The organism is Hafnia psychrotolerans (assembly GCF_014639435.1).
Lineage (GTDB): Bacteria > Pseudomonadota > Gammaproteobacteria > Enterobacterales > Enterobacteriaceae > Ewingella > Ewingella psychrotolerans.
Window position 1 is genome coordinate 83,488 of sequence record NZ_BMFZ01000013.1, and the last position, 20,380, is coordinate 103,867.

The following is a 20,380-nucleotide window of genomic DNA, read 5'->3' on the forward strand; positions in this document are numbered from 1 at the left end:
TGGAATATAACCACAGAGCGACTAGCGAGAATGTAGCTGAAAATGGGGGTTATGCCCGCTTTGTGAAAGACGTTTTAATAGCACATTGAGCAGCACACCGTACATCGGCAAGAAAAAAATCATACATATTAATAGCTTGAATGTGTAATCCACTAAGGCGATCTCCACCCAATTATTTGCCATAAATTCGTCACTGCTTTTATAGAAAGCGATAAAGAAGAATGACAGCGTATCGCTGATGTTGCCAAGGAACATGGCGGCGGCAGGCGCCACCCACCAGTTGCGCAACTGGCGCAGGCGGTTAAAGACGTGAACATCGAGGATTTGGCCCAGCACGTAAGCCATAAAGCTCGCGATAGCAATACGTGCCACCATGATATTCAAACTGCCGAGTGCGGCAAAACCTTGCCATGCGGCGTCAAAGAACAGCGCGGAAATGACATAGGAGATGATCAGCGCAGGCATCATGACCGACAAAATAATGCGCCGAGCTAGCGGTGCGCCAAAAATACGCACGGTCAGATCGGTTGCCAGAAAAATGAAGGGAAACGTGAACGCACCCCAGGTGGTGTGGAAACCGAGGATAGAGATCGGCAGTTGCACCAGATAGTTACTGGAAGTGATGATGGTTATGTGGAATAACGACAACCATATCAACGCGGAAACCCGCTGTTGAGCAGTAAAGGAATACATACATGTGACCTTTTTAGTTAATTGGGGTGAGGGAACCCAAATACCCTGTGTCTTTGAAGCCACAGGGGCGTTAGCGACGATAGCAAACCAGAATCACAGACCCATGTTAGCTATCGGAATTTACTCGCTGACTGTCTTGCCGCCATGCGATTAACAATCAGCGGCGCGCATAGTACCTGTTAGCATGACGTTTGCGCAACAGATGGCATGGTTAATTTTAGCGCAATCCATTGCCTGTGTTGCGTAACCCAATTAGCGGTATAAACTGTCGCGCAATTAATGCCTGAAGATGTTGAGATACCCAATGACTGATCCCTTTATGAACCCTGACCATCAACTGGATGCGTTGGGTCTGCGTTGTCCTGAGCCGGTAATGATGGTTCGCAAAACGGTGCGTGCAATGAAAGATGGCGAAACCCTACTGGTGATTGCTGACGATCCGGCAACCACCCGTGATATACCGGGTTTTTGCCGTTTCATGGAACATACGTTGTTAGCGGCCGAGACAGAGCAGCTGCCGTACCGCTATTTATTGGCCAAAGGTGTGGTAAAAGCACAGTAGCAATAAAGGCTTATTTCGATGTATTCCGTAACAACCTCAGGGCGTTGGCGGTGACCAGCGCAGTGGCGCCCGAGTCGGCCAGCACCGCCAGCCATAACCCGGTCAGCCCCATCAGCGTGGTGACCAGAAAAATCGCTTTCAGCCCCAATGCAATAGTGATGTTCTGGCGGATATTGACTCGTGTGGCCCGCGACAGGCTGATCATCTGGGCCAGCCCGCCAAGACGGTTGTGAGTCAACGCGGCATCCGCCGTTTCCAGAGCCACATCGGTCCCGCTGCCCATCGCAATGCCTATCCGCGCGGCTTTCATTGCCGGAGCGTCATTGATGCCGTCACCGACCATTGCCGTCAGGTTCAACAGACCAAGCTCGGTGACGGCCTGCACTTTATCCGCAGGCAATAAACCGGCCCGGTAATCAATGCCTAAGCGATCAGCAATGCTCTTGGCGGCTCTTGGGTTATCACCTGTCAGCATGACTGCCGAGATGCCTAAGGCTTTCAGTTCGGCCAAAGCGCTGACCGCGTCGTCACGCAGTTTGTCTTGCATGGCGATCAGTCCGATAACATTCCCTTCCTGAAGCACCGCGACGACTGTTTTTCCGGCTGATTCCCAGTCGGTAATTTGCTGTAGCCGTTCTACTGCCACGCCATTGTCCGCCAGATTTTTCGGTGCCAGCACCTGAACTTTTTTGCCCGACACGACCCCTTCGACGCCAGAACCGGCCAGAGCCCGGCGGTCTTGGGCACTCATGGGTAACGGATTTTTCTGTTTGGCTCGGGCAATGATGGCTAATGCCAGCGGATGATGCGAACCAGCCTCTACGGCGGCAGCCAGACTCAGCAACTCATTTTCACTGACGCCGTTCAGCGGCAGAATGTCAGTGACCTCCGGTTTACCTTCTGTCAGTGTGCCGGTTTTATCCAACGCGACGGTCCGGATCAATGCCAACTGCTCCAATGCGGCACCGCCCTTAATCAATGCACCTTGACGCGTTGCCGCGGCCAGTGCCGAAGTAATGGCGGCTGGAGTTGAAATAACTAACGCACAAGGACAACCAATCAACAGCAGCGTTAGCCCACGATAAATCCAGGTTTCCCATGACAAGCCCATCGCCAGCGGAGGGATCAAAATAACCAGCAGTGACATCAGCATAATGGCGGGCGTGTAGTAACGGCTGAAGGTATCCAGGAAGCGTTCAATTGGGGCACGGCGTTCATCTGCTTCTTCAATCAGTTGCAGAATACGGTCAATGGCGCTGGCGCCGGGAGCTGAAGCAACATTGAGTCGAGCCACGCGATCGACACACAAACTCCCTGCCGGGACTTTTTCACCCGGATGGCGTTCCACCGGCACCGATTCACCGGTCAGCGCGCTTTCGTCGAAGCTGGCGGCAGAATCAAGCAGGATGGCGTCGGTAGGGAGGCGGCCACCGGCTGACACCTCGATAACATCGCCGGGTCGCAAGTCGGCGACCGGCACGCGGGATGACTGGCCTGCAACAATGCGCAACGCACTATCAGGGATCAGCGCCATCAGCGCTTTCACTCCGCTGCGCGCGCGGTCGGCGGCGAAAGACTCCAGCCGTTCACCAACCATAAACAGCAGCAGTACCATTGCCGCTTCCTCGGTGGCGCCAATGAATAATGCGCCTAACGCTGCGATACTCATCAGGGTTTCAATGGTGAAAGGAGAACCGGCACGGCCAGAACGTATGGCCTGCAACAAGACCGGCCACAGCCCGACCAATGTCGTGACCACAAAGGCGATTCTTCCCAGTGGCTGGCTGAACTGATCGACTACCCAACTACTCATCATCAACGCAATGAGGATCAGCAGCGGCGCGTATTCTTTCAGACGCGAAGTTTCGGCGGCGGCTTGATTCGATGGTTGAGTCAGTGATTGCAGCGTGAAACCGGCACTGATGACCGCTTTTTTTACGTCGTCGGAAACGTCACCTGCGGCACGGACCAGCAACTTCTCGGTGGCAAACTGGACTTTTACACGGTTAACCCCTGCGACGGCGCTGACGGCTTTTTCGATGGTACGTGCGCAGGCCGGGCAGTCCATCCCTGTCACTTTCCAGCTCAGTTGGCCGCTGGGGTCGTCGTCATCTGCGTCGCTGTCATCACTACCCGATGTTGGTGAGTGCTTACTGGGTTGTGGGCTGCCACCGTCGGATGTGCAACAAGCCGATGCAATCAGTGGGGCTTTGTCGTTACAACAGCTGGCCGGATGTGGTTCGCTGTGAGTGACATCGGTGATTTTTTTAATACGCAGCATGGCTGGTTTGGTGCACTTGCCGGACTGGCAACCGCAACCGGACGGAGAAAATTTACGTGGCTGAAGCATACGGGCTCCTGTCGGAACAGCGTTAAGTTGCATTCAGTCTACAGCTTGGAGTTAACTCCAAGGTCAAGAGAAAAATAACCTGGGAAATAAAAAGGCGAAACCGGGGTTTCGCCTGAAGAGAGGACTTAGAGATAAAGTGAGCGAACAATCAGGAAATGGCCGCCAAAGTAGCAGGCCGCGACAATGGCATCAGCTGCACGGAATTTAAAACGATAGCGGCTGGTCAGCCAAAAAATATTGCCGAGTAGCAACAACAGCGTGCCGCACAACAGCGAAAACGCCAGATCGGTGCTGCGGGCAAAATATTGCTCACCGGCCAGCCAGACCATCAGTAAGGTCATCGCAATGTAAAGGGATACCGCCCAGCGCATTTCTGCCAGCCGTGACCAGATAACCGCCAGTAACGCTGCGCCGATAACGATCAGTGCTACAGGCAACGGCCAAAAAAACGTCAGTGTCATCTGACTGGCGAAACTCAAGGTATAGAGCAAATTCGACAGGAAAAAGGCCCCAATCGCATAAAGAAAACGCTCTTCTGGTAGCAACAGTAGGCCATCAGCGACCAGGGTTGCGGCCAGACCAAGCAGGATCAGGTAGCTATAAACATTCAGAACCGGCGCTTGCCAAGCGAGCAGCAGAAGTAGCAAAAGCGTGAGCGGTTTGAACAACCAGCGCTGCCAGCGTGGACCGCGGTAACTGGCATCGACAAACAGCCAGCCTGAGAAAAACACAGCAAGTAATGGCCAACTCATTGTTTATCCTTTTTTTAGAAAAATGTAAGCAAGGTCAATGCCTGTAAGGAAAGGTCTTGCTGCATGATTTACCGTTTTGGCAGTGGCGGTTGCTTTTTCTGCCACGCCAACAATTCAAACACGCCGAACAGGAAAATCCTCAGTTGTAACCAGCCGCCGATTTTGGTCGGCTCCTTCCCCTGAGTCGCTTTGAGCAGCATGACCTGTAAACCATGCATGAAGAACATGAAGACCATTGCCACATCCAGAAAGTATTTCATCGGTTTTGGAAATGGGTGAATGAGGTTCAACAGCAAGAAACCCCAGATGCACAGCATTAATAAGCGGCCAACATTTATTAACATTTTACTGCTCCTGTTCGCCAGATGTCGGCGAGGTATCGCGATGATAAAGACGGTAGGCAACCTGCCCGGCGACCTTCTCCCGGTGCAGTCGCCAGTTGACGGGCACCGGGATCACGCCGTGTTCTACTTCCGCTTCGACATAAATCCAGGCTTCATCCGCCAACCAGCCATTTTGTTCCAGCAGAACCAGCGTCTCTAGCAAAATGCCTTTACGAAACGGAGGATCGACAAATACCACGTCAAACGGCGTGCCGTTTTTTGCCAGCCAGTTGAGCGTGTTGGTATTCACCACCTTCGCATCACTGACATTGAGCAGCGCCAGATTTTTCTCCAGTTGTTGGGCTACCGGACGTTCGAACTCCAGCAACGTGGCATTGGCCGCATAGCGCGACAGCGCTTCAAGGCCCAGCGCACCGCTTCCGGCGAAGCAGTCCAGACATTGCGCACCCCGGATCACCGGCGCCAACCAGTTGAACAGAGTTTCGCGTACGCGATCTGTGGTCGGTCGCAGGCCCGGGCTGTTAGGGACCGGCAGTTTACGTCCACGCCATTGACCACCAATCAGTCGGATCTGGCCTGCCGCAGGAGTGTTGGGTTTTTTAGCCATAGCTCGCTTCAATAGTACGCTACCGTTATGGCAGCATTGCAAATCAATTGGGGGCTATTCTACCGGTGTGTCGGTCTGCGGCAAATATTTAACATTCCCGATTGAATACCCTACGCAAATCAACATGCGGGTGTGTAGGCCTTATTGGAAAGTGATAGACTGCAACGCATTACCTTATTAACAATCCGTTCGCCCTGAATCCACGGCGAGGAGTGAAGTTGTAAAATGGCAAAAGATAAAAAGCGCGGATTTTTCTCTTGGTTCGGCCGTGGCCGTCAGGAAGAAGAACAGCAGAAAGAAGAGACCAACGTTGAACCCTCAGTGGTCGAAGAACACTCCGCGAAATCGCATGATGCTTCTGTTTCAGAAGAGCAGCCGGTCAAGACCGGATCTCATGTCGAACCACAGGAAGTCGCTACAGAGATCGAGCCTGTTGATGAAACTCTTCATCAGGTTCCTATTGAACCTGCCGCCAAAGAGTCGGCTGCCGTTGAACTGGCTGAAGAGATTGTTGCCGTTACGGAACAGGTTGTTGAAGCGCAGCATGACCATTTTGTTGAATCTGAAGCGGAGATCGCCGCCGATGAACAGCAGGATGAAATTGATATCGTTGACGACCGTCTTGCTGATGAGCCGCAGCCGGTAGTGTTGGATCCTATCGTGACTTTGTCTTCGCTTGACAACAATTTGTCAGCCGTTGAAACCGAACAACAACGCCCGACCAAAGAGGGCTTTTTTGCGCGGCTGAAACGTAGCCTGGTTAAAACAAAAGAGAATCTGGGATCCGGCTTCGTTGGTTTGTTCCGCGGTAAGAAGATCGACGACGATCTTTTCGATGAGCTGGAAGAGCAGTTGATCATCGCCGACGTGGGTGTTGAAACCACGCGTAAAATTATTACGTCACTGACTGAACATGCCAGCCGCAAGCAGTTAAAAGATGCGGAAGCGCTGTATGGCAAGCTGAAGGCAGAAATGTCTGAAATTTTGGCTAAAGTTGACCAGCCATTGGATGTCAGCGGCAAAACGCCCTTCGTGATTCTGATGGTCGGCGTCAATGGTGTGGGGAAAACCACCACCATCGGCAAAATGGCGCGTCAGTTTCAAGCGCAGGGCAAATCAGTCATGCTGGCGGCGGGTGACACCTTCCGTGCCGCGGCGGTTGAACAGCTGCAAGTCTGGGGCCAACGTAACAAGATCCCGGTGATTGCGCAGCATACCGGTGCGGATTCCGCCTCGGTGATTTTTGACGCTATCCAGGCCGCTAAGGCCCGTAATATTGACGTGTTAATTGCGGATACCGCCGGGCGTTTGCAGAATAAAACGCACCTGATGGAAGAGCTGAAGAAGATTGTCCGCGTCATGAAAAAACTAGACGAGGATGCCCCTCATGAGGTTATGCTGACGCTTGATGCCAGCACCGGTCAGAATGCGGTCAGTCAGGCGAAACTCTTCAATGAAACCGTTGGTCTGACCGGCATTACCTTGACTAAACTGGATGGTACCGCCAAGGGCGGTGTGATATTCGCGATTGCCGATCAGTTCGAAATCCCTATCCGTTATATCGGTGTGGGTGAAGGCATTGAAGATTTGCGGCCGTTTAAGGCTGACGATTTTATTGAGGCACTTTTTGCCCGAGAGGATTAATACGGATGATTCGCTTTGAACAGGTCAGTAAAGCTTATCTAGGCGGGCGACAGGCGCTGCAGGGCGTTGATTTTCACATCCAGCAAGCTGAAATGGTTTTTCTGACCGGCCATTCTGGTGCGGGTAAAAGTACCCTACTGAAACTGATTTGTGGAATTGAACGCCCAAGCGCCGGGCACATTTTGTTCGGCGGGCATGATATCAGTCGTCTAAAATCGCGTGAAGTGCCGTTTTTACGCCGTCAGATTGGCATGATTTTCCAGGACCACCATCTGCTGCTGGATCGCACGGTGTACGACAACGTGGCTATGCCGCTTGTCATCGCGGGTGCCAGCAGTGAGGATATCCGACGCCGCGTCTCTGCGGCGCTGGATAAAGTCGGCCTACTCGATAAAGCCAAAAACTTCCCGATCCAGCTCTCCGGTGGTGAACAACAGCGCGTGGGCATCGCCCGTGCGGTGGTGAACAAACCGTCGGTTTTACTGGCTGATGAACCGACAGGTAACCTTGACGATGCGCTGTCAGAAGGCATTTTGCGCCTATTTGAAGAGTTCAACCGCGTCGGCGTGACCGTTTTGATGGCAACCCATGACATGACACTTATTGCTCGTCGTAATTACCGCACGCTGACGTTGAGTCAGGGTCGCATGGTAGGAGGCGCGCGCCATGGTCAATAGTCCAAATCCAGCGAAAACCGCCAAAAGCGCACGTGACGCCAAAAGCAAAGCGCTACAGGGTGGCTGGCGTGAACAGTGGCGCTATGCATGGATTAACGCCCTGGCGGACATGATGCGCCAGCCGCTGGCGACACTGCTTACCGTAATGGTGATAGCGATTTCCCTGACATTACCCAGCGTCTGTTATCTGGTGTGGAAAAACGTCAGCACAGCCGCTGAGCAGTGGTATCCGACGCCACAGCTGACGGTATATCTCGATAAGGCGCTGGACGACAACGCAGCGGAAAATGTCATTAAGGCATTGAAAGCGGAAGCCGGTGTCGAGAAAGTTAACTATTTATCGCGTGATGAAGCCATGGGTGAGTTCCGCAACTGGTCTGGTTTCGGCGGTGCAATGGATATGCTGGAACAGAATCCGTTGCCTGCGGTGGCCATCATCACCCCGAAAATGAATTTCCAGGACTCCAACACGCTTAACACCTTACGCGATCGTGTGGCGGCGGTGCAGGGGGTTGATGAGGTTCGCATGGATGACAGCTGGTTTGCACGGCTGGCTGCGCTGACCGGGCTGGTTGGGCAGGTTGCTGCGATGATTGGCGTACTGATGATTGTGGCGGTATTTCTGGTGATTGGTAACAGTGTACGGCTGAGTATCTTCAGCCGCCGCGACACCATCAATGTGATGAAACTGATCGGCGCTACCGATGGCTTTATTTTGCGGCCATTCCTCAATGGCGGCGCGATGCTCGGTTTCTGTGGTGCATTGCTGTCACTGATCCTTTCCGAAGCGCTGGTACTGCGACTGGAAAGCGTAGTAACCCAGGTGGCAAAAGTCTTCGGCACCACCTTTGACTTGCATGGTCTTGCGTGGGATGAAAGCCTGCTGCTGCTGTTGATTTCCGCGATGATTGGCTGGATTGCAGCCTGGCTGGCCACGGTGCAACATTTACGGCGATTTACACCACAATAGCGATTTTTTGATATACTCTTCCCCGGCTGCAAAGGATCCTGCACAGGGGAAGAGCCAGATTAGTGCTCGATCATTACGCCCTTACATCTCTTCTTCCCCGAAAGCACGAATTCCCTATCCTGTCGTCCGTTCGTCACATACAGTCGCTATGCTGTTGCGTTGAACGATGAACTTTATGTAAAATTAGTGGTCCTAGTAGCGGTAAAAGAACCAACGAAATTTAGAACAAACTGGCAGTAAAATATGAAGGGCTCTGCGTTGTTTTGTTAGTCCGCCCAATGAGGCGAGCGGTATTCACTCCGCAGCAACGCAGTATAAAACCTGCATTACGTCATACATGAGAGGCTTTGAATGACCAAAGAAATGCGAACTTTAGCATTAGTACCCCAAGGTAGTCTGGAAGCCTATGTGCGGGCCGCCAACACTTATCCGATGCTGACGGCTGAGGAAGAACGGGAGCTGGCTGAACGGCTGCATTACGACGGTGACCTGGAAGCAGCGAAACATCTGATCCTGTCTCACCTGCGCTTTGTTGCTCACATTGCCCGCAACTATTCAGGTTACGGTCTGCCACAGGCTGACCTTATCCAGGAAGGCAACATCGGCCTGATGAAAGCGGTTCGTCGCTTTAATCCGGAAGTCGGTGTGCGTTTGGTCTCCTTTGCGGTGCATTGGATTAAAGCGGAAATTCACGAATATGTGCTGCGTAACTGGCGCATCGTGAAGGTCGCGACCACAAAAGCGCAACGCAAGTTGTTCTTCAACTTGCGTAAAAACAAGCAGCGTCTTGGCTGGTTTAGTCACGATGAAGTAGAACACGTTGCCCGCGAACTGGGTGTCACCAGTAAAGACGTTATGGAAATGGAATCACGTATGGCCGCCCAGGACATGACGTTTGATCCCGCTCCTGATGACGAACCGCGCGATGGCGCTGCCATGGCGCCGATGCTTTATCTGCAAGATAAAAGCTCTGACTTTGCAGAAAGTATCGAGGAAGACAACTGGGATAGCGACGCCGCAGATAAATTGAGTAGCGCGATGGAAGGTTTGGATGAGCGTAGTCAGGATATAATCCGTGCGCGCTGGTTAGATGACGACAGCAAATCTACCCTGCAGGAACTGGCAGACAAGTACGGTGTATCCGCAGAACGTGTTCGTCAGTTAGAAAAGAACGCGATGAAAAAACTGCGTGTGGCAATCGAAGCCTGATAAACCTTGTTTCTGAAGGAAAAAGCGACCTGCGGGTCGTTTTTTTTATGCCGGAGCTCAATGCTGCCTAGTTCTTCTTCCAGACACTCCCTTCAAGAGAAAAACCACATGCCTGCATGAATGCTGCAGTGACGGCATCGCCATCTGTTTTCATCTCCCAGCTTTTCACCTGTGGCAACTGCGCCTGCAGATCTTCAATCAGATACAACCCGACACCACGTCGGCGCGTAACTTCCCGCACAAACAAATCGCTGAGTTCGCCATGATCTCCGCTGAGGTTGATTTTAACCGCACCCAGAATGCGTTCATTAAACACGGCGGCGAATAACATGCGGTTGTTCGTCAGGCTGGCTTGCCAGTCACTTTCGGTTTGCTCAGGCCAGATTTTTGCCAGATCGATCAGGTCCTGAGCGCTGAGCGTCGTCAACTTTTCAATGGTTAATTTCATGATTTTGGGTGCATAGAAAAAGAGATTTTCAGTGTAGCGGATCGTCCCGTCACGCATGCGTAACTTTTTTTGTACAGTAACAGGTTGAAAACTTTTTCAACGATCCCTGTATAAGCGATAAATGTTGGCTTTAAAGGACAAAGCCAGCGTTAACTGCTTAGTTCTGTGTCAATATCCGAGTTAACACCCAAATATAATTCTGTTTACACCTATTGTTTCTGAGTACATCATTTGATTTGCAGCAGAAAATTCCTGTTTAATAATATGAAATATAAAGTTTTATTGAAAAATAAGGCGCCATAAGCCTCTAACGCATTATTAGTTATAAGAAAATTATTAGTTGATGATGTTTTAAGCAGGTGCAAAACAATATACACATCACACACAAATGGGGTATCAGGATGAAAGCAACAACGGGCAAGATCTGGCTGGCAGGATGTATCGCATTAGCAATGAGCCACGCCGCAGTCGCAAAAGATATCAAAGTGGCCATCGTCGGTGCCATGTCAGGTCCAGTTGCCCAATACGGCGACATGGAGTTCACCGGTGCCAAACAGGCTATCGCTGACATCAATGCCAAAGGTGGCGTAAAGGGTGACAAACTGGTTGGCGTTGAATATGACGATGCCTGTGATCCAAAACAAGCGGTGGCGGTGGCCAACAAAGTGATCAACGACGGCATCCGTTATGTCATCGGTCACCTGTGTTCATCTTCTACTCAGCCAGCGTCTGACATCTATGAAGACGAAGGTGTGCTGATGATCACACCAGCGGCGACGAATGCTGACTTGACCACCCGTGGCTACAAAATGGTGATGCGTACCACCGGTCTGGATTCTGACCAAGGCCCGACGGCCGCAAAATACATCCTTGATACCATCAAGCCTAAACGTATTGCCGTGGTGCATGATAAACAGCAGTACGGTGAAGGTCTGGCGCGTTCTGTTCAGGACAGCCTGAAGAAAAACGGCGGTAACGTTGTGCTGTTTGAAGGCATCACCGCAGGCGATAAAGATTTCTCCACGCTGGTGGCGCGCATGAAGAAAGACAACGTGGACTTCGTCTATTTCGGCGGTTACTACCCGGAAATGGGCCAGATCCTGCGTCAGGCTAAACAAGCCGGTCTGAATGCGAAATTTATGGGTCCTGAAGGCGTGGGTAACTCATCACTGTCGAACATTGCGGGTGATGCGTCCGAAGGCATGCTGGTCACGTTGCCAAAACGTTATGATCAAGTTCCGGCTAACCAGCCCATTGTGGATGCGTTGAAAGCCAAAAAACTGGATCCAACGGGCCCGTTCGTCTGGACCACCTATGCTGCATTGCAGGCGTTGACCACCGGTATGGAGCGCAGCGGTAGCATGGAGCCGGCTGATATTGCCAAGAACCTGAAGGCTGAGCCGGTGAATACCGTGATGGGTCCGCTGAGCTGGGATGCGAAAGGCGACCTGAAAGGGTTCGAATTCGGTATCTTTGAGTGGCATAAGGACGGCACTTCAACGCCAATCAAATAAATGCTCTGCGACCTGAATAATATTGGGTATCCAAAGTAGAACAACACAGTACCCCGCTTTGTCTTTGATCGAGGCAAAGCGGGGATCGCAGCACCGTATTCAACCCCCTTGATGTAAAAGGATAGGGTATGTCAGAGCAGTTCTTATATTTCCTTCAGCAGATGTTCAACGGTGTGACGTTGGGTAGTACCTACGCGCTGATTGCCATCGGCTATACCATGGTTTACGGCATTATCGGCATGATCAACTTCGCTCATGGCGAGGTGTATATGATTGGCAGCTATGTCTCTTTTATTGTGATTGCCGCTTTAATGATGGTAGGTATTGATGCCAGCTGGTTGCTGATCGGTGCCGGATTCATCGCTGCAATTGTCATAGCCAGCGCCTATGGCTGGAGCATTGAACGCGTGGCTTATAAGCCAGTGCGTAACTCCAAGCGCCTTATTGCGCTGATTTCTGCCATCGGGATGTCGATATTTCTGCAAAACTACGTCAGCCTGACGCAAGGCTCGCGCGATCTGGCGTTGCCAAGTCTGGTCACCGGCCAGTGGACGCTCGGCGTCGCCAATGGTTTTGCGGCAACGATTTCGACCATGCAGCTGATTATCTGGGTGGTCACCTTTGTAGCGATGCTGGCATTGACGCTGTTCATTCGTTATTCCCGTATGGGCCGCGCCTGCCGTGCCTGTGCCGAAGATCTCAAAATGGCCAGCCTGTTGGGTATCAATACTGACCGCGTGATCTCGCTTACCTTCGTTATTGGTGCCTTAATGGCCGCCGTTGCGGGCGTTCTGCTTGGGCAGTTCTATGGCGTGATTAACCCGTATATCGGCTTTATGGCCGGGATGAAAGCTTTTACCGCAGCAGTACTTGGCGGCATCGGCAGTATTCCAGGTGCGATGATTGGCGGCCTGATTCTGGGGGTGGCCGAAGCACTGACTTCAGCCTATCTCAGCACCGAATATAAAGACGTTGTCTCCTTTGCGCTGCTAATTGTGGTGTTGTTGGTGCTGCCAACCGGCATTTTGGGCCGTCCGGAGGTTGAGAAAGTATGAAGCACCTCAATCTATTCAACGCCTTGCTTTCTGCCTTCGTCTTACTGGTGTTGGCCTCTTTCATCATGGGGCTGAAACTCGGTCTTGATGGCACCAAACTGGTGGTCAACGGCGCCGGTGAAGTGCGCTGGATGTGGATCGGCGTGGGTTGCGTTATCGTGTTCGTGTTCCAGCTGTTTCGTCCGTTAGTGAGCAGCGGCCTGAAGAAAATTTCGGGGCCGGGCTGGGTTCTGCCGAGCTTTGATGGCTCCACGCCGAAGCAAAAACTGCTGGCGCTGTTGCTGATTATTGCCGCCGTTGCCTGGCCGTTTATTGTGTCACGCGGCACGGTAGACATCGCTACGCTGACGCTGATCTACATCATGCTCGGTCTGGGGCTTAATGTGGTGGTTGGTCTCTCCGGCTTGCTGGTGCTAGGTTACGGCGGCTTTTACGCCATCGGCGCATACACTTACGCGCTGCTCAACCACTATTATGGTATTGGGTTCTGGGAAGCGTTGCCGCTGGCGGGTCTGGTTTCCGCCGCTTTTGGTTTCCTGCTCGGTTTCCCGGTGCTGCGGCTGCGGGGTGACTATCTTGCCATCGTGACCCTCGGTTTCGGCGAGATAGTGCGTATTTTACTGCTGAATAATACTGAAATTACCGGAGGGCCGAACGGTATCAGCCAGATCCCCAAACCGACGCTGTTTGGTCTGGAGTTCAGCCGTACCCCACGTGATGGCGGCTGGGATACGTTCAGTCACTTCTTTGGCATAAGCTATGATCCCAGCGACCGGATCATTTTTCTCTATCTGGTCGCGTTGCTGTTGGTCGTGGCCACACTGTTTATCATCAACCGTCTGTTACGTATGCCACTTGGCCGTGCATGGGAAGCGTTGCGTGAAGATGAAATTGCCTGTCGCTCACTGGGCCTGAATCCAACGCGCATCAAACTGACGGCTTTCACTATCAGCGCGGCTTTTGCCGGTTTCGCCGGTACGTTGTTTGCAGCACGTCAGGGTTTCGTCAGTCCGGAATCTTTCACCTTCGTTGAATCTGCTTTCGTACTGGCCATTGTGGTGCTCGGTGGGATGGGCTCGCAGTTTGCGGTCATTCTGGCGGCAATTCTGCTGGTGGTTTCCCGCGAGTTAATGCGTGATTTGAATGAATACAGCATGTTATTGCTCGGTGCATTGATGGTGCTGATGATGATCTGGCGTCCGCAAGGTTTGTTGCCGATGAAACGCCCACAATTAAAACTGAAGTTGTCGAAAAAACAGATTGCTGATCAGGGAGAGCAAGCATGAGTACGCAACCTCTGTTGTCAGTCGAAGGTCTGATGATGCGTTTCGGCGGTTTACTGGCAGTGAATAACGTCGCGTTGAATCTCAATCAGAGCGAAATCGTTTCGTTGATCGGCCCGAACGGCGCGGGCAAAACCACGGTGTTCAACTGCCTGACCGGTTTCTACAAACCCAGCAGCGGGACCATAAAACTGCGTGACCAGCATCTGGAAGGGCTGCCCGGGCAGAAAATTGCCCGTATGGGCGTAGTGCGAACCTTCCAGCATGTACGCCTGTTCCGTGAAATGACGGTGATTGAAAACCTGTTAGTGGCGCAACATCAGCATTTGAAAAGCGGCGTGCTGGCTGGCCTGCTAAAAACACCGGGTTTTCGTCGTGCTGAAGCCGATGCCTTGGATAGAGCCGCCGACTGGCTGGAACGTGTCGGTTTACTCGAACTGGCTAACCGCCAGGCCGGGAATCTGGCCTATGGCCAACAGCGACGGCTAGAGATCGTTCGCTGCATGGTGACGCGGCCGGAAATTCTGATGCTCGATGAACCTGCTGCCGGCCTGAACCCACGTGAAACCGAAGAGCTGAACCAGCTGATCGCCGAACTGCGTAACCAACACAACGTGTCGGTGCTGTTAATCGAACATGATATGAAACTGGTGATGGGCATCTCGGACCGTATCTACGTGGTCAATCAGGGCACGCCGCTGGCACAGGGCACGCCAGCAGAAATCCGTAACAATCCTGACGTGATCCGCGCGTATTTAGGCGAAGGGTAAGGGACAGAACACGATGTTGTCATTCAATCAGGTATCCGCCCATTACGGCAAAATTCAGGCGCTGCATGAAGTCAGCCTTAACATCAATAAGGGTGAAATCGTTACGTTGATCGGCGCGAACGGTGCAGGGAAAACCACGCTGCTCGGCAGTTTATGCGGCGAACCCCGAGCCTCTCAGGGTTCGATTATGTTCGAAGGTCAGGATATCACTCAGTGGCCGACGGCAAAAATTATGCGTGGTGATATCGCCATTGTTCCGGAAGGCCGAAGGGTATTTTCGCGCATGACGGTGGAAGAGAATCTGGCGATGGGCGGCTTCTTCGCTACCCGTGATCAGTATCAGTCGCGGCTTGTTAAAGTTTTCGAGCTTTTCCCTCGGCTGAAAGAGCGCCGTGCTCAGCGCTCTGGCACGATGTCCGGCGGCGAACAACAAATGCTGGCGATTGGCCGTGCACTGATGAGCCAGCCACGTCTGTTGCTGCTCGATGAGCCTTCGCTCGGCCTGGCACCGATCATCATTCAGCAAATTTTTGACACCATACAGCAACTGCGTGAAGAGGGCATGACCATCTTCCTGGTAGAGCAAAACGCCAATCAGGCGCTGAAGCTCGCCGATCGTGGTTACGTATTGGAGAATGGCCACGTCGTGCTGGAAGACAGCGGCGCGGCGCTGTTGGCCAACGAAGCGGTGCGGTCGGCCTATCTCGGCGGCTGATTTCGCCAAAATTTACTGTAATATCTCCAAACCGCACGGCTGGCGCTTTGCGGTTTTTATTTTGTGGGTAAATTTACCGCGCTTACATTCTTATCAACTTCGCAAATCATCAGGAACATTTCATGAACACAGAAGGTTTTCTCGCCGCTCGTATGGCCAGGCTCAAAAGTTCAGCCATCCGGGAACTGCTGAAACAAAGCAAAATGGAAGGTGTTATTTCACTGGCCGGTGGCATTCCTTCTTCAGCGTTGTTCGATTTCGACGGCCTGCGTGAAGCAACACAACTGGCGATCACCGAATATCCTGAGCATGCATTCCAGTACGGCCTAACCGAAGGCAGTCACACGCTGCGTGAGCGTATTGCTGAGCTTTGCGAAGGCCGTGGCGTGGTGGCGAGTGCGGACGATATCGTGGTTACCGCCGGTTCCCAACAGGCGCTGGATCTGGTTATGCGTGCGGTCGTGGATCCGGGTGACATTTTCGTGGTGGAACGGCCAACGTATCTGGCCGCGTTGCAGACGCTGGAACTGGCTGAAGCGCAGATCCTGTCCGTCGGTTCAGACAGTGACGGCATGATTGTCGATGAACTGGCTGAATTGCTGAAAACCCGCAAAATCAAAGGGGTATATGTGGTGCCGACGTTCGGCAACCCGAGTGGTGTGACCCTGAGCCGCGCCCGCCGCGAGCAACTGGTGCAACTGGCGGTAAAGCATGAATTTCTGATTTTGGAAGATGATCCGTACGGCGAGTTACGTTTCACCGACGAACGCCAGCCGACGCTTTTCGAATTGTCCCAATCGTTGTTCGGGAACACGGAAAACATCATCTATACCTCGACGTTCTCCAAAATTTTGGCTCCGGGCTTGCGTCTGGGCTGGGTGATCATGCCGCAATGGCTGCTGCACAACGTCGCGATCATCAAACAGGCGGCTGATTTACATGCCAGTGCGCTGTCTCAGTCCGTTGCCGAATGTTATCTCGGCCTGAACCGCATGACGGCACAGGTCGAAAAAATCCGCGCAACCTATAAGAAAAAATGCGCGGTACTGGCACAACTATTGGAAAGTGAACTCGGTGATGTGCTGACGTTTGAATACCCGAAAGGCGGTATGTTCTTGTGGGTGCGTTTCCGCGAACCGCGTAACTGCACCGAGTGGATGAAAAAGGCGCTGGAACAAGGCGTGGTATTTGTTCCCGGTGAGTATTTCTTTGCCGAAAATCCCGATCATTCGACCTTCCGCTTGTCATTCGCCACGGCCACTGAAGAACAAATGCAGGAAGCTGTTGCCCGTCTGAAACGCGCTTTATAATCCCCAAGGCGTATTGCGCCCGCAATACGCCTTATTCTGGCCCCGTAAAAATTGCCATCTCTCCGTCACCTGCACTTCACGTTTTTGTCACATCAATGTCACTTGATGGTTATTTTTCTGTCATTTGTGCATGTCATGTTAGCTGCCGAAGCAGAAGTTCCTTTGCACCACTGACATCACACCAGCCCTCTTCAGGAGACAAGCATGCTTAAGCACGCTGTTACAAAAACGACACTTTGCATCGCACTGGCATTCGCGTTCAGCACCCAGGCGATGGCGGTTACGGACATTTCTTTCTGGCACTCAATGGATGGCGGATTGGGTAAAGAGGTGAATTCCCTGGCCGATCGTTTTAACCAGACTCATCCAGACTTCAAAATTGTGCCTGTTTACAAAGGCAAATATGACGAAAGCCTGGCTGCAGGCATCGCTGCGTATCGTACTGGCAACGCCCCGGATATTTTACAGGTTTACGAAGTGGGTACCGCCACCATGATGGCGAGTAAAGCCATCAAACCCGTTTACGAAGTATTCGCGGATGCGGGCCTCAAGCAAGACGCTTCCCAGTTCGTGCCGACGGTCTCCGGCTACTACTCAGATTCAAAAGGCCGCCTGCTTTCGCAGCCGTTCAACAGTTCCACGCCGGTACTGTACTACAACAAAGATGCCTTCAAAAAAGCTGGCCTGAACCCAGACCAGCCGCCAAGAACCTGGCAGGAGCTGGCAACCGATGCTGCAAAACTGCGTCAATCGGGTGTGACCTGTGGTTACGCCAGCGGATGGCAGGGCTGGATCCAGATTGAGAACTTCAGCGCCTGGAATGGTCTACCAGTTGCGACAAAAAACAACGGTTTTGATGGTACTGACGCCGTTCTGGAATTCAATAAACCAGAGCAAATCAAACACATTCAAATGCTCGAAGATATGAACAAAAAAGGTGACTTCACCTATTTTGGTCGTAAAGACGAGTCCACCGCGAAGTTCTATAACGGCGATTGTGCGATGACCACTGCGTCGTCCGGTTCACTGGCCGATATCCGCCAGTACGCCAAATTCAACTATGGCGTAGGTATGATGCCTTACGACGCTAACGTGAAGGGCGCACCACAAAACGCCATCATCGGCGGTGCCAGTCTGTGGGTGATGAACGGCAAAGACAAAGCCACTTATAAAGGCGTGGCAGAGTTCCTGCAATTCCTGACGACTCCGGCTATCGCGGCCGAGTGGCATCAGAAAACCGGTTATCTGCCAGTGACCACCGCTGCGTATGAACTGACCAAGCAGCAGGGCTTCTACGAGAAGAATCCAGGTTCTGACGTGGCAACCCGCCAGATGCTGAACAAGCCACCGTTACCGTTCACTAAAGGTCTGCGTCTGGGCAACATGCAACAGATTCGCGCCGTCGTGGATGAAGAATTAGAAAGCGTATGGAGCGGTAAGAAAACAGCCAAGGAAGCACTGGATAGCGCAGTACAACGTGGCAATGTCTTACTCCGTCGTTTCGAAGCTTCTACTAAGTAAGTCGGCTGCAGTGCTTTGCCAGACTGGGGTTGGGCAGTACTCGCACAAAGGCTGTAGCCTTTGCACGCCCGTAAGGGCGGCCCGGAGGGGGAGTGAAACGACTATTCCTCCATGGACTTTGCGTCCACTCGGGAGCGGTGTGCTGTCTGCCTCCAGTCTGGCTTCGCTCGCTACGCCTTATTCGGCGTAGCCTGTCTTTAGTCATCGCATCAACGAGTAAATTATCATGAGTTCACACCGTACCGGTTTTGGTTGCAGCTGGTTGCCCTATGCGCTGGTTTTTCCGCAGTTGCTGATCACCGCAATATTCTTCCTGTGGCCAGCGGGCCAGGCGCTGTGGTATTCGGTACAGACGCTCGATCCTTTCGGTTTATCCAGTCAGTTTGTCGGCTTGCTCAATTTTGAGCAGCTGTTTCAGGACCCCTACTATCTCGCGTCTTTCTACACCACGCTGAAATTCAGCTTTTTGGTGGCGTTTATTGGCCTTGCCGTTTCCCTGTTCTTTGCCGCCCTCGTGGACCACGTGGTGCGTGCCAGCCGAATTTACCAGACGCTGATGATTCTTCCTTACGCCGTGGCACCGGCCGTTGCCGCCGTGCTGTGGATGTTCTTGTTTAGCCCCGGTCTGGGCCTTATCACGCACTTCCTTGGCTCGATAGGCTACAACTGGAACCACGCGCAAAACAGCGGCCAGGCGATGTTCCTGGTGGTGCTGGCGTCGGTCTGGAAACAAGTTAGCTATAACTTTTTGTTCTTCCTCGCTGCGCTGCAATCAATTCCTAAATCGCTGGTGGAAGCTGCGGCTATTGACGGTGCAGGGCCGGTGAGACGTTTCTTCAATCTGGTGCTCCCGCTGATTTCACCGGTTAGTTTCTTTCTGTTGGTGGTCAATCTGGTGTATGCCTTCTTTGATACGTTTCCTGTTATCGATGCGGCGACCAGCGGCGGCCCGGTACAGGCCACAACCACACTGATTTATAAAGTTTATCGCGAAGGTTTCGCCGGTCTGGATCTCTCCAGCTCTGCGGCGCAGTCGGTGGTATTGATGGTCCTGGTTTGCGGCCTGACGTTTATTCAGTTCCGTTTCGTCGAGCGTAAGGTGCGTTACCAATGATTGAAAACCGCAGAGGGCTGGATATTTTCAGCCACATCATGCTGATCCTCGGCGTGCTGGTGATTTTATTTCCGCTGTATGTGGCGTTTGTCGCCGCTTCGTTGGACATCCAACAAATTCACCAAGTGCCGATGAGCCTGATCCCGGGCACCCATTTGTGGGAGAACATCCGGACCATCTGGACGCAAGGCGTGGGCGATGGCAGTCCGGCCTTTGGTCGTATGCTGATCAACAGCTTTATCATGGCGATAGTGATCACCATCGGGAAGATTTCGGTGTCGATGCTCTCGGCCTATGCCATCGTCTATTTCCGTTTTCCGCTGCGTAACCTGTTCTTTTGGCTGATTTTCATCACGTTGATGCTGCCTGTCGAAGTGCGTATTTTTCCGACCATTCAGGTGATCGCCAATCTCAATATGCTCAATAGATATACCGGCCTGACGCTGCCATTGATGGCGTCGGCCACGGCCACGTTCCTGTTCCGACAGTTCTTTATGACATTACCGGATGAACTGCTGGAAGCGGCGCGTATCGACGGCGCAGGCGCGATGCGCTTTTTCTGGGACATCGTATTGCCGCTATCGAAAACCAATCTTGCCGCGCTGTTCGTCATCACCTTTATCTACGGCTGGAACCAGTATTTGTGGCCAATCCTGATCACCAGCGACGCGTCCATGGGGACGGCGGTGGCGGGAATCAAAAGTATGATCTCTTCCGGCGACGGTTCTACTCAGTGGAATCAGGTGATGGCAGCGATGATTTTGACTTTATTACCGCCGCTTGCGGTGGTGCTCCTGATGCAGCGCTGGTTTGTGCGCGGTCTGGTAGACAGTGAGAAGTAA

The 20,380-nt window shown here is 52.5% G+C and carries 20 protein-coding genes; 14 read left to right on the forward strand and 6 right to left on the reverse strand.

The window, feature by feature from the left end; genetic code table 11:
• Positions 1-21: 21 nt before the first annotated feature.
• A complete protein-coding gene (locus IEV89_RS19430) occupies positions 22-693 on the reverse strand; it encodes a 7-cyano-7-deazaguanine/7-aminomethyl-7-deazaguanine transporter (RefSeq protein ID WP_188475164.1) in 672 nt (223 codons plus the stop codon).
• Positions 694-997: 304 nt separating this feature from the next.
• On the opposite strand from IEV89_RS19430, the gene tusA reads away from it, so the two are divergent.
• The gene (gene tusA, locus IEV89_RS19435; protein WP_188475165.1) at positions 998-1,255 is read left to right on the forward strand and encodes a sulfurtransferase TusA; all 258 of its coding nucleotides are present in this window, start codon (positions 998-1,000) and stop codon (positions 1,253-1,255) included.
• 10 nt (positions 1,256-1,265) lie between these two features.
• Here tusA and IEV89_RS19440 read toward each other — a convergent pair whose 3' ends face one another.
• From IEV89_RS19440 to rsmD, 4 genes are all read right to left on the reverse strand, one after another.
• Positions 1,266-3,605, reverse strand: a complete 2,340-nt coding sequence (locus IEV89_RS19440) for a zinc/cadmium/mercury/lead-transporting ATPase (RefSeq protein WP_188475166.1) — start codon at positions 3,603-3,605, stop codon at positions 1,266-1,268.
• Positions 3,606-3,730: 125 nt separating this feature from the next.
• A complete protein-coding gene (locus IEV89_RS19445; protein ID WP_188475167.1) occupies positions 3,731-4,357 on the reverse strand; it encodes a lysoplasmalogenase in 627 nt (208 codons plus the stop codon).
• Between the two features lie 68 nt (positions 4,358-4,425).
• Positions 4,426-4,701: a DUF1145 family protein gene (locus IEV89_RS19450; RefSeq protein ID WP_188475168.1), complete on the reverse strand. Its 276-nt coding sequence runs from the start codon at positions 4,699-4,701 to the stop codon at positions 4,426-4,428.
• A 1-nt stretch (position 4,702) separates the two neighbouring features.
• A complete protein-coding gene (gene rsmD, locus IEV89_RS19455) occupies positions 4,703-5,308 on the reverse strand; it encodes a 16S rRNA (guanine(966)-N(2))-methyltransferase (RefSeq protein ID WP_188475169.1) in 606 nt (201 codons plus the stop codon).
• Positions 5,309-5,533: 225 nt separating this feature from the next.
• On the opposite strand from rsmD, the gene ftsY reads away from it, so the two are divergent.
• The 4 genes from ftsY to rpoH all read left to right on the forward strand — a co-directional run bounded on the left by ftsY (position 5,534) and on the right by rpoH (position 9,808).
• The gene (ftsY, locus tag IEV89_RS19460; protein ID WP_188475170.1) at positions 5,534-6,952 is read left to right on the forward strand and encodes a signal recognition particle-docking protein FtsY; all 1,419 of its coding nucleotides are present in this window, start codon (positions 5,534-5,536) and stop codon (positions 6,950-6,952) included.
• Positions 6,953-6,957: 5 nt separating this feature from the next.
• Positions 6,958-7,629, forward strand: a complete 672-nt coding sequence (ftsE, locus tag IEV89_RS19465; RefSeq protein ID WP_188475171.1) for a cell division ATP-binding protein FtsE — start codon at positions 6,958-6,960, stop codon at positions 7,627-7,629.
• The gene (gene ftsX, locus IEV89_RS19470) at positions 7,619-8,599 is read left to right on the forward strand and encodes a permease-like cell division protein FtsX (protein ID WP_188475172.1); all 981 of its coding nucleotides are present in this window, start codon (positions 7,619-7,621) and stop codon (positions 8,597-8,599) included. Before ftsE ends, ftsX begins: the two co-directional genes overlap by 11 nt.
• 351 nt (positions 8,600-8,950) lie before the next feature.
• On the forward strand, positions 8,951-9,808 hold the full coding sequence (gene rpoH, locus IEV89_RS19475; protein WP_188475173.1) for an RNA polymerase sigma factor RpoH: 858 nt from the start codon (positions 8,951-8,953) through the stop codon (positions 9,806-9,808).
• A 67-nt stretch (positions 9,809-9,875) separates the two neighbouring features.
• On the opposite strand, the gene panM is transcribed toward rpoH, so the two are convergent.
• Complete coding sequence (panM, locus tag IEV89_RS19480) at positions 9,876-10,256, reverse strand: aspartate 1-decarboxylase autocleavage activator PanM (RefSeq protein ID WP_188475221.1); 381 nt, start codon at positions 10,254-10,256, stop codon at positions 9,876-9,878.
• 401 nt (positions 10,257-10,657) lie between these two features.
• On the opposite strand from panM, the gene IEV89_RS19485 reads away from it, so the two are divergent.
• The 9 genes from IEV89_RS19485 (at position 10,658) to ugpE (ending at position 20,380) form a co-directional block, all read left to right on the forward strand.
• Positions 10,658-11,770 carry a branched-chain amino acid ABC transporter substrate-binding protein gene (locus tag IEV89_RS19485; protein WP_188475174.1) on the forward strand — a complete coding sequence of 371 codons (1,113 nt, stop codon included), beginning with the start codon at positions 10,658-10,660 and terminating at the stop codon, positions 11,768-11,770.
• A 128-nt stretch (positions 11,771-11,898) separates the two neighbouring features.
• On the forward strand, positions 11,899-12,825 hold the full coding sequence (gene livH / locus IEV89_RS19490; RefSeq protein WP_188475175.1) for a high-affinity branched-chain amino acid ABC transporter permease LivH: 927 nt from the start codon (positions 11,899-11,901) through the stop codon (positions 12,823-12,825).
• Positions 12,822-14,111, forward strand: coding sequence for a high-affinity branched-chain amino acid ABC transporter permease LivM (locus IEV89_RS19495; RefSeq protein ID WP_188475176.1), 1,290 nt, complete (start codon positions 12,822-12,824; stop codon positions 14,109-14,111). The genes livH and IEV89_RS19495 overlap by 4 nt, the downstream gene beginning before the upstream one ends.
• Positions 14,108-14,878 (forward strand): high-affinity branched-chain amino acid ABC transporter ATP-binding protein LivG, encoded by a 771-nt coding sequence (gene livG / locus IEV89_RS19500; protein ID WP_188475177.1) that lies wholly within the window; start codon positions 14,108-14,110, stop codon positions 14,876-14,878. The genes IEV89_RS19495 and livG overlap by 4 nt, the downstream gene beginning before the upstream one ends.
• A 13-nt stretch (positions 14,879-14,891) precedes the next feature.
• The gene (gene livF / locus IEV89_RS19505) at positions 14,892-15,593 is read left to right on the forward strand and encodes a high-affinity branched-chain amino acid ABC transporter ATP-binding protein LivF (RefSeq protein ID WP_188475178.1); all 702 of its coding nucleotides are present in this window, start codon (positions 14,892-14,894) and stop codon (positions 15,591-15,593) included.
• A gap of 122 nt (positions 15,594-15,715) precedes the next feature.
• Entirely contained in the window at positions 15,716-16,903 is a 1,188-nt protein-coding gene (locus IEV89_RS19510; protein WP_188475179.1) for an aminotransferase-like domain-containing protein, read from the forward strand.
• Positions 16,904-17,107: 204 nt separating this feature from the next.
• Entirely contained in the window at positions 17,108-18,424 is a 1,317-nt protein-coding gene (gene ugpB / locus IEV89_RS19515; protein WP_188475180.1) for a sn-glycerol-3-phosphate ABC transporter substrate-binding protein UgpB, read from the forward strand.
• Between the two features lie 226 nt (positions 18,425-18,650).
• Complete coding sequence (gene ugpA, locus IEV89_RS19520; protein WP_188475181.1) at positions 18,651-19,538, forward strand: sn-glycerol-3-phosphate ABC transporter permease UgpA; 888 nt, start codon at positions 18,651-18,653, stop codon at positions 19,536-19,538.
• Positions 19,535-20,380, forward strand: a complete 846-nt coding sequence (gene ugpE, locus IEV89_RS19525) for a sn-glycerol-3-phosphate ABC transporter permease UgpE (protein WP_188475182.1) — start codon at positions 19,535-19,537, stop codon at positions 20,378-20,380. The genes ugpA and ugpE overlap by 4 nt, the downstream gene beginning before the upstream one ends.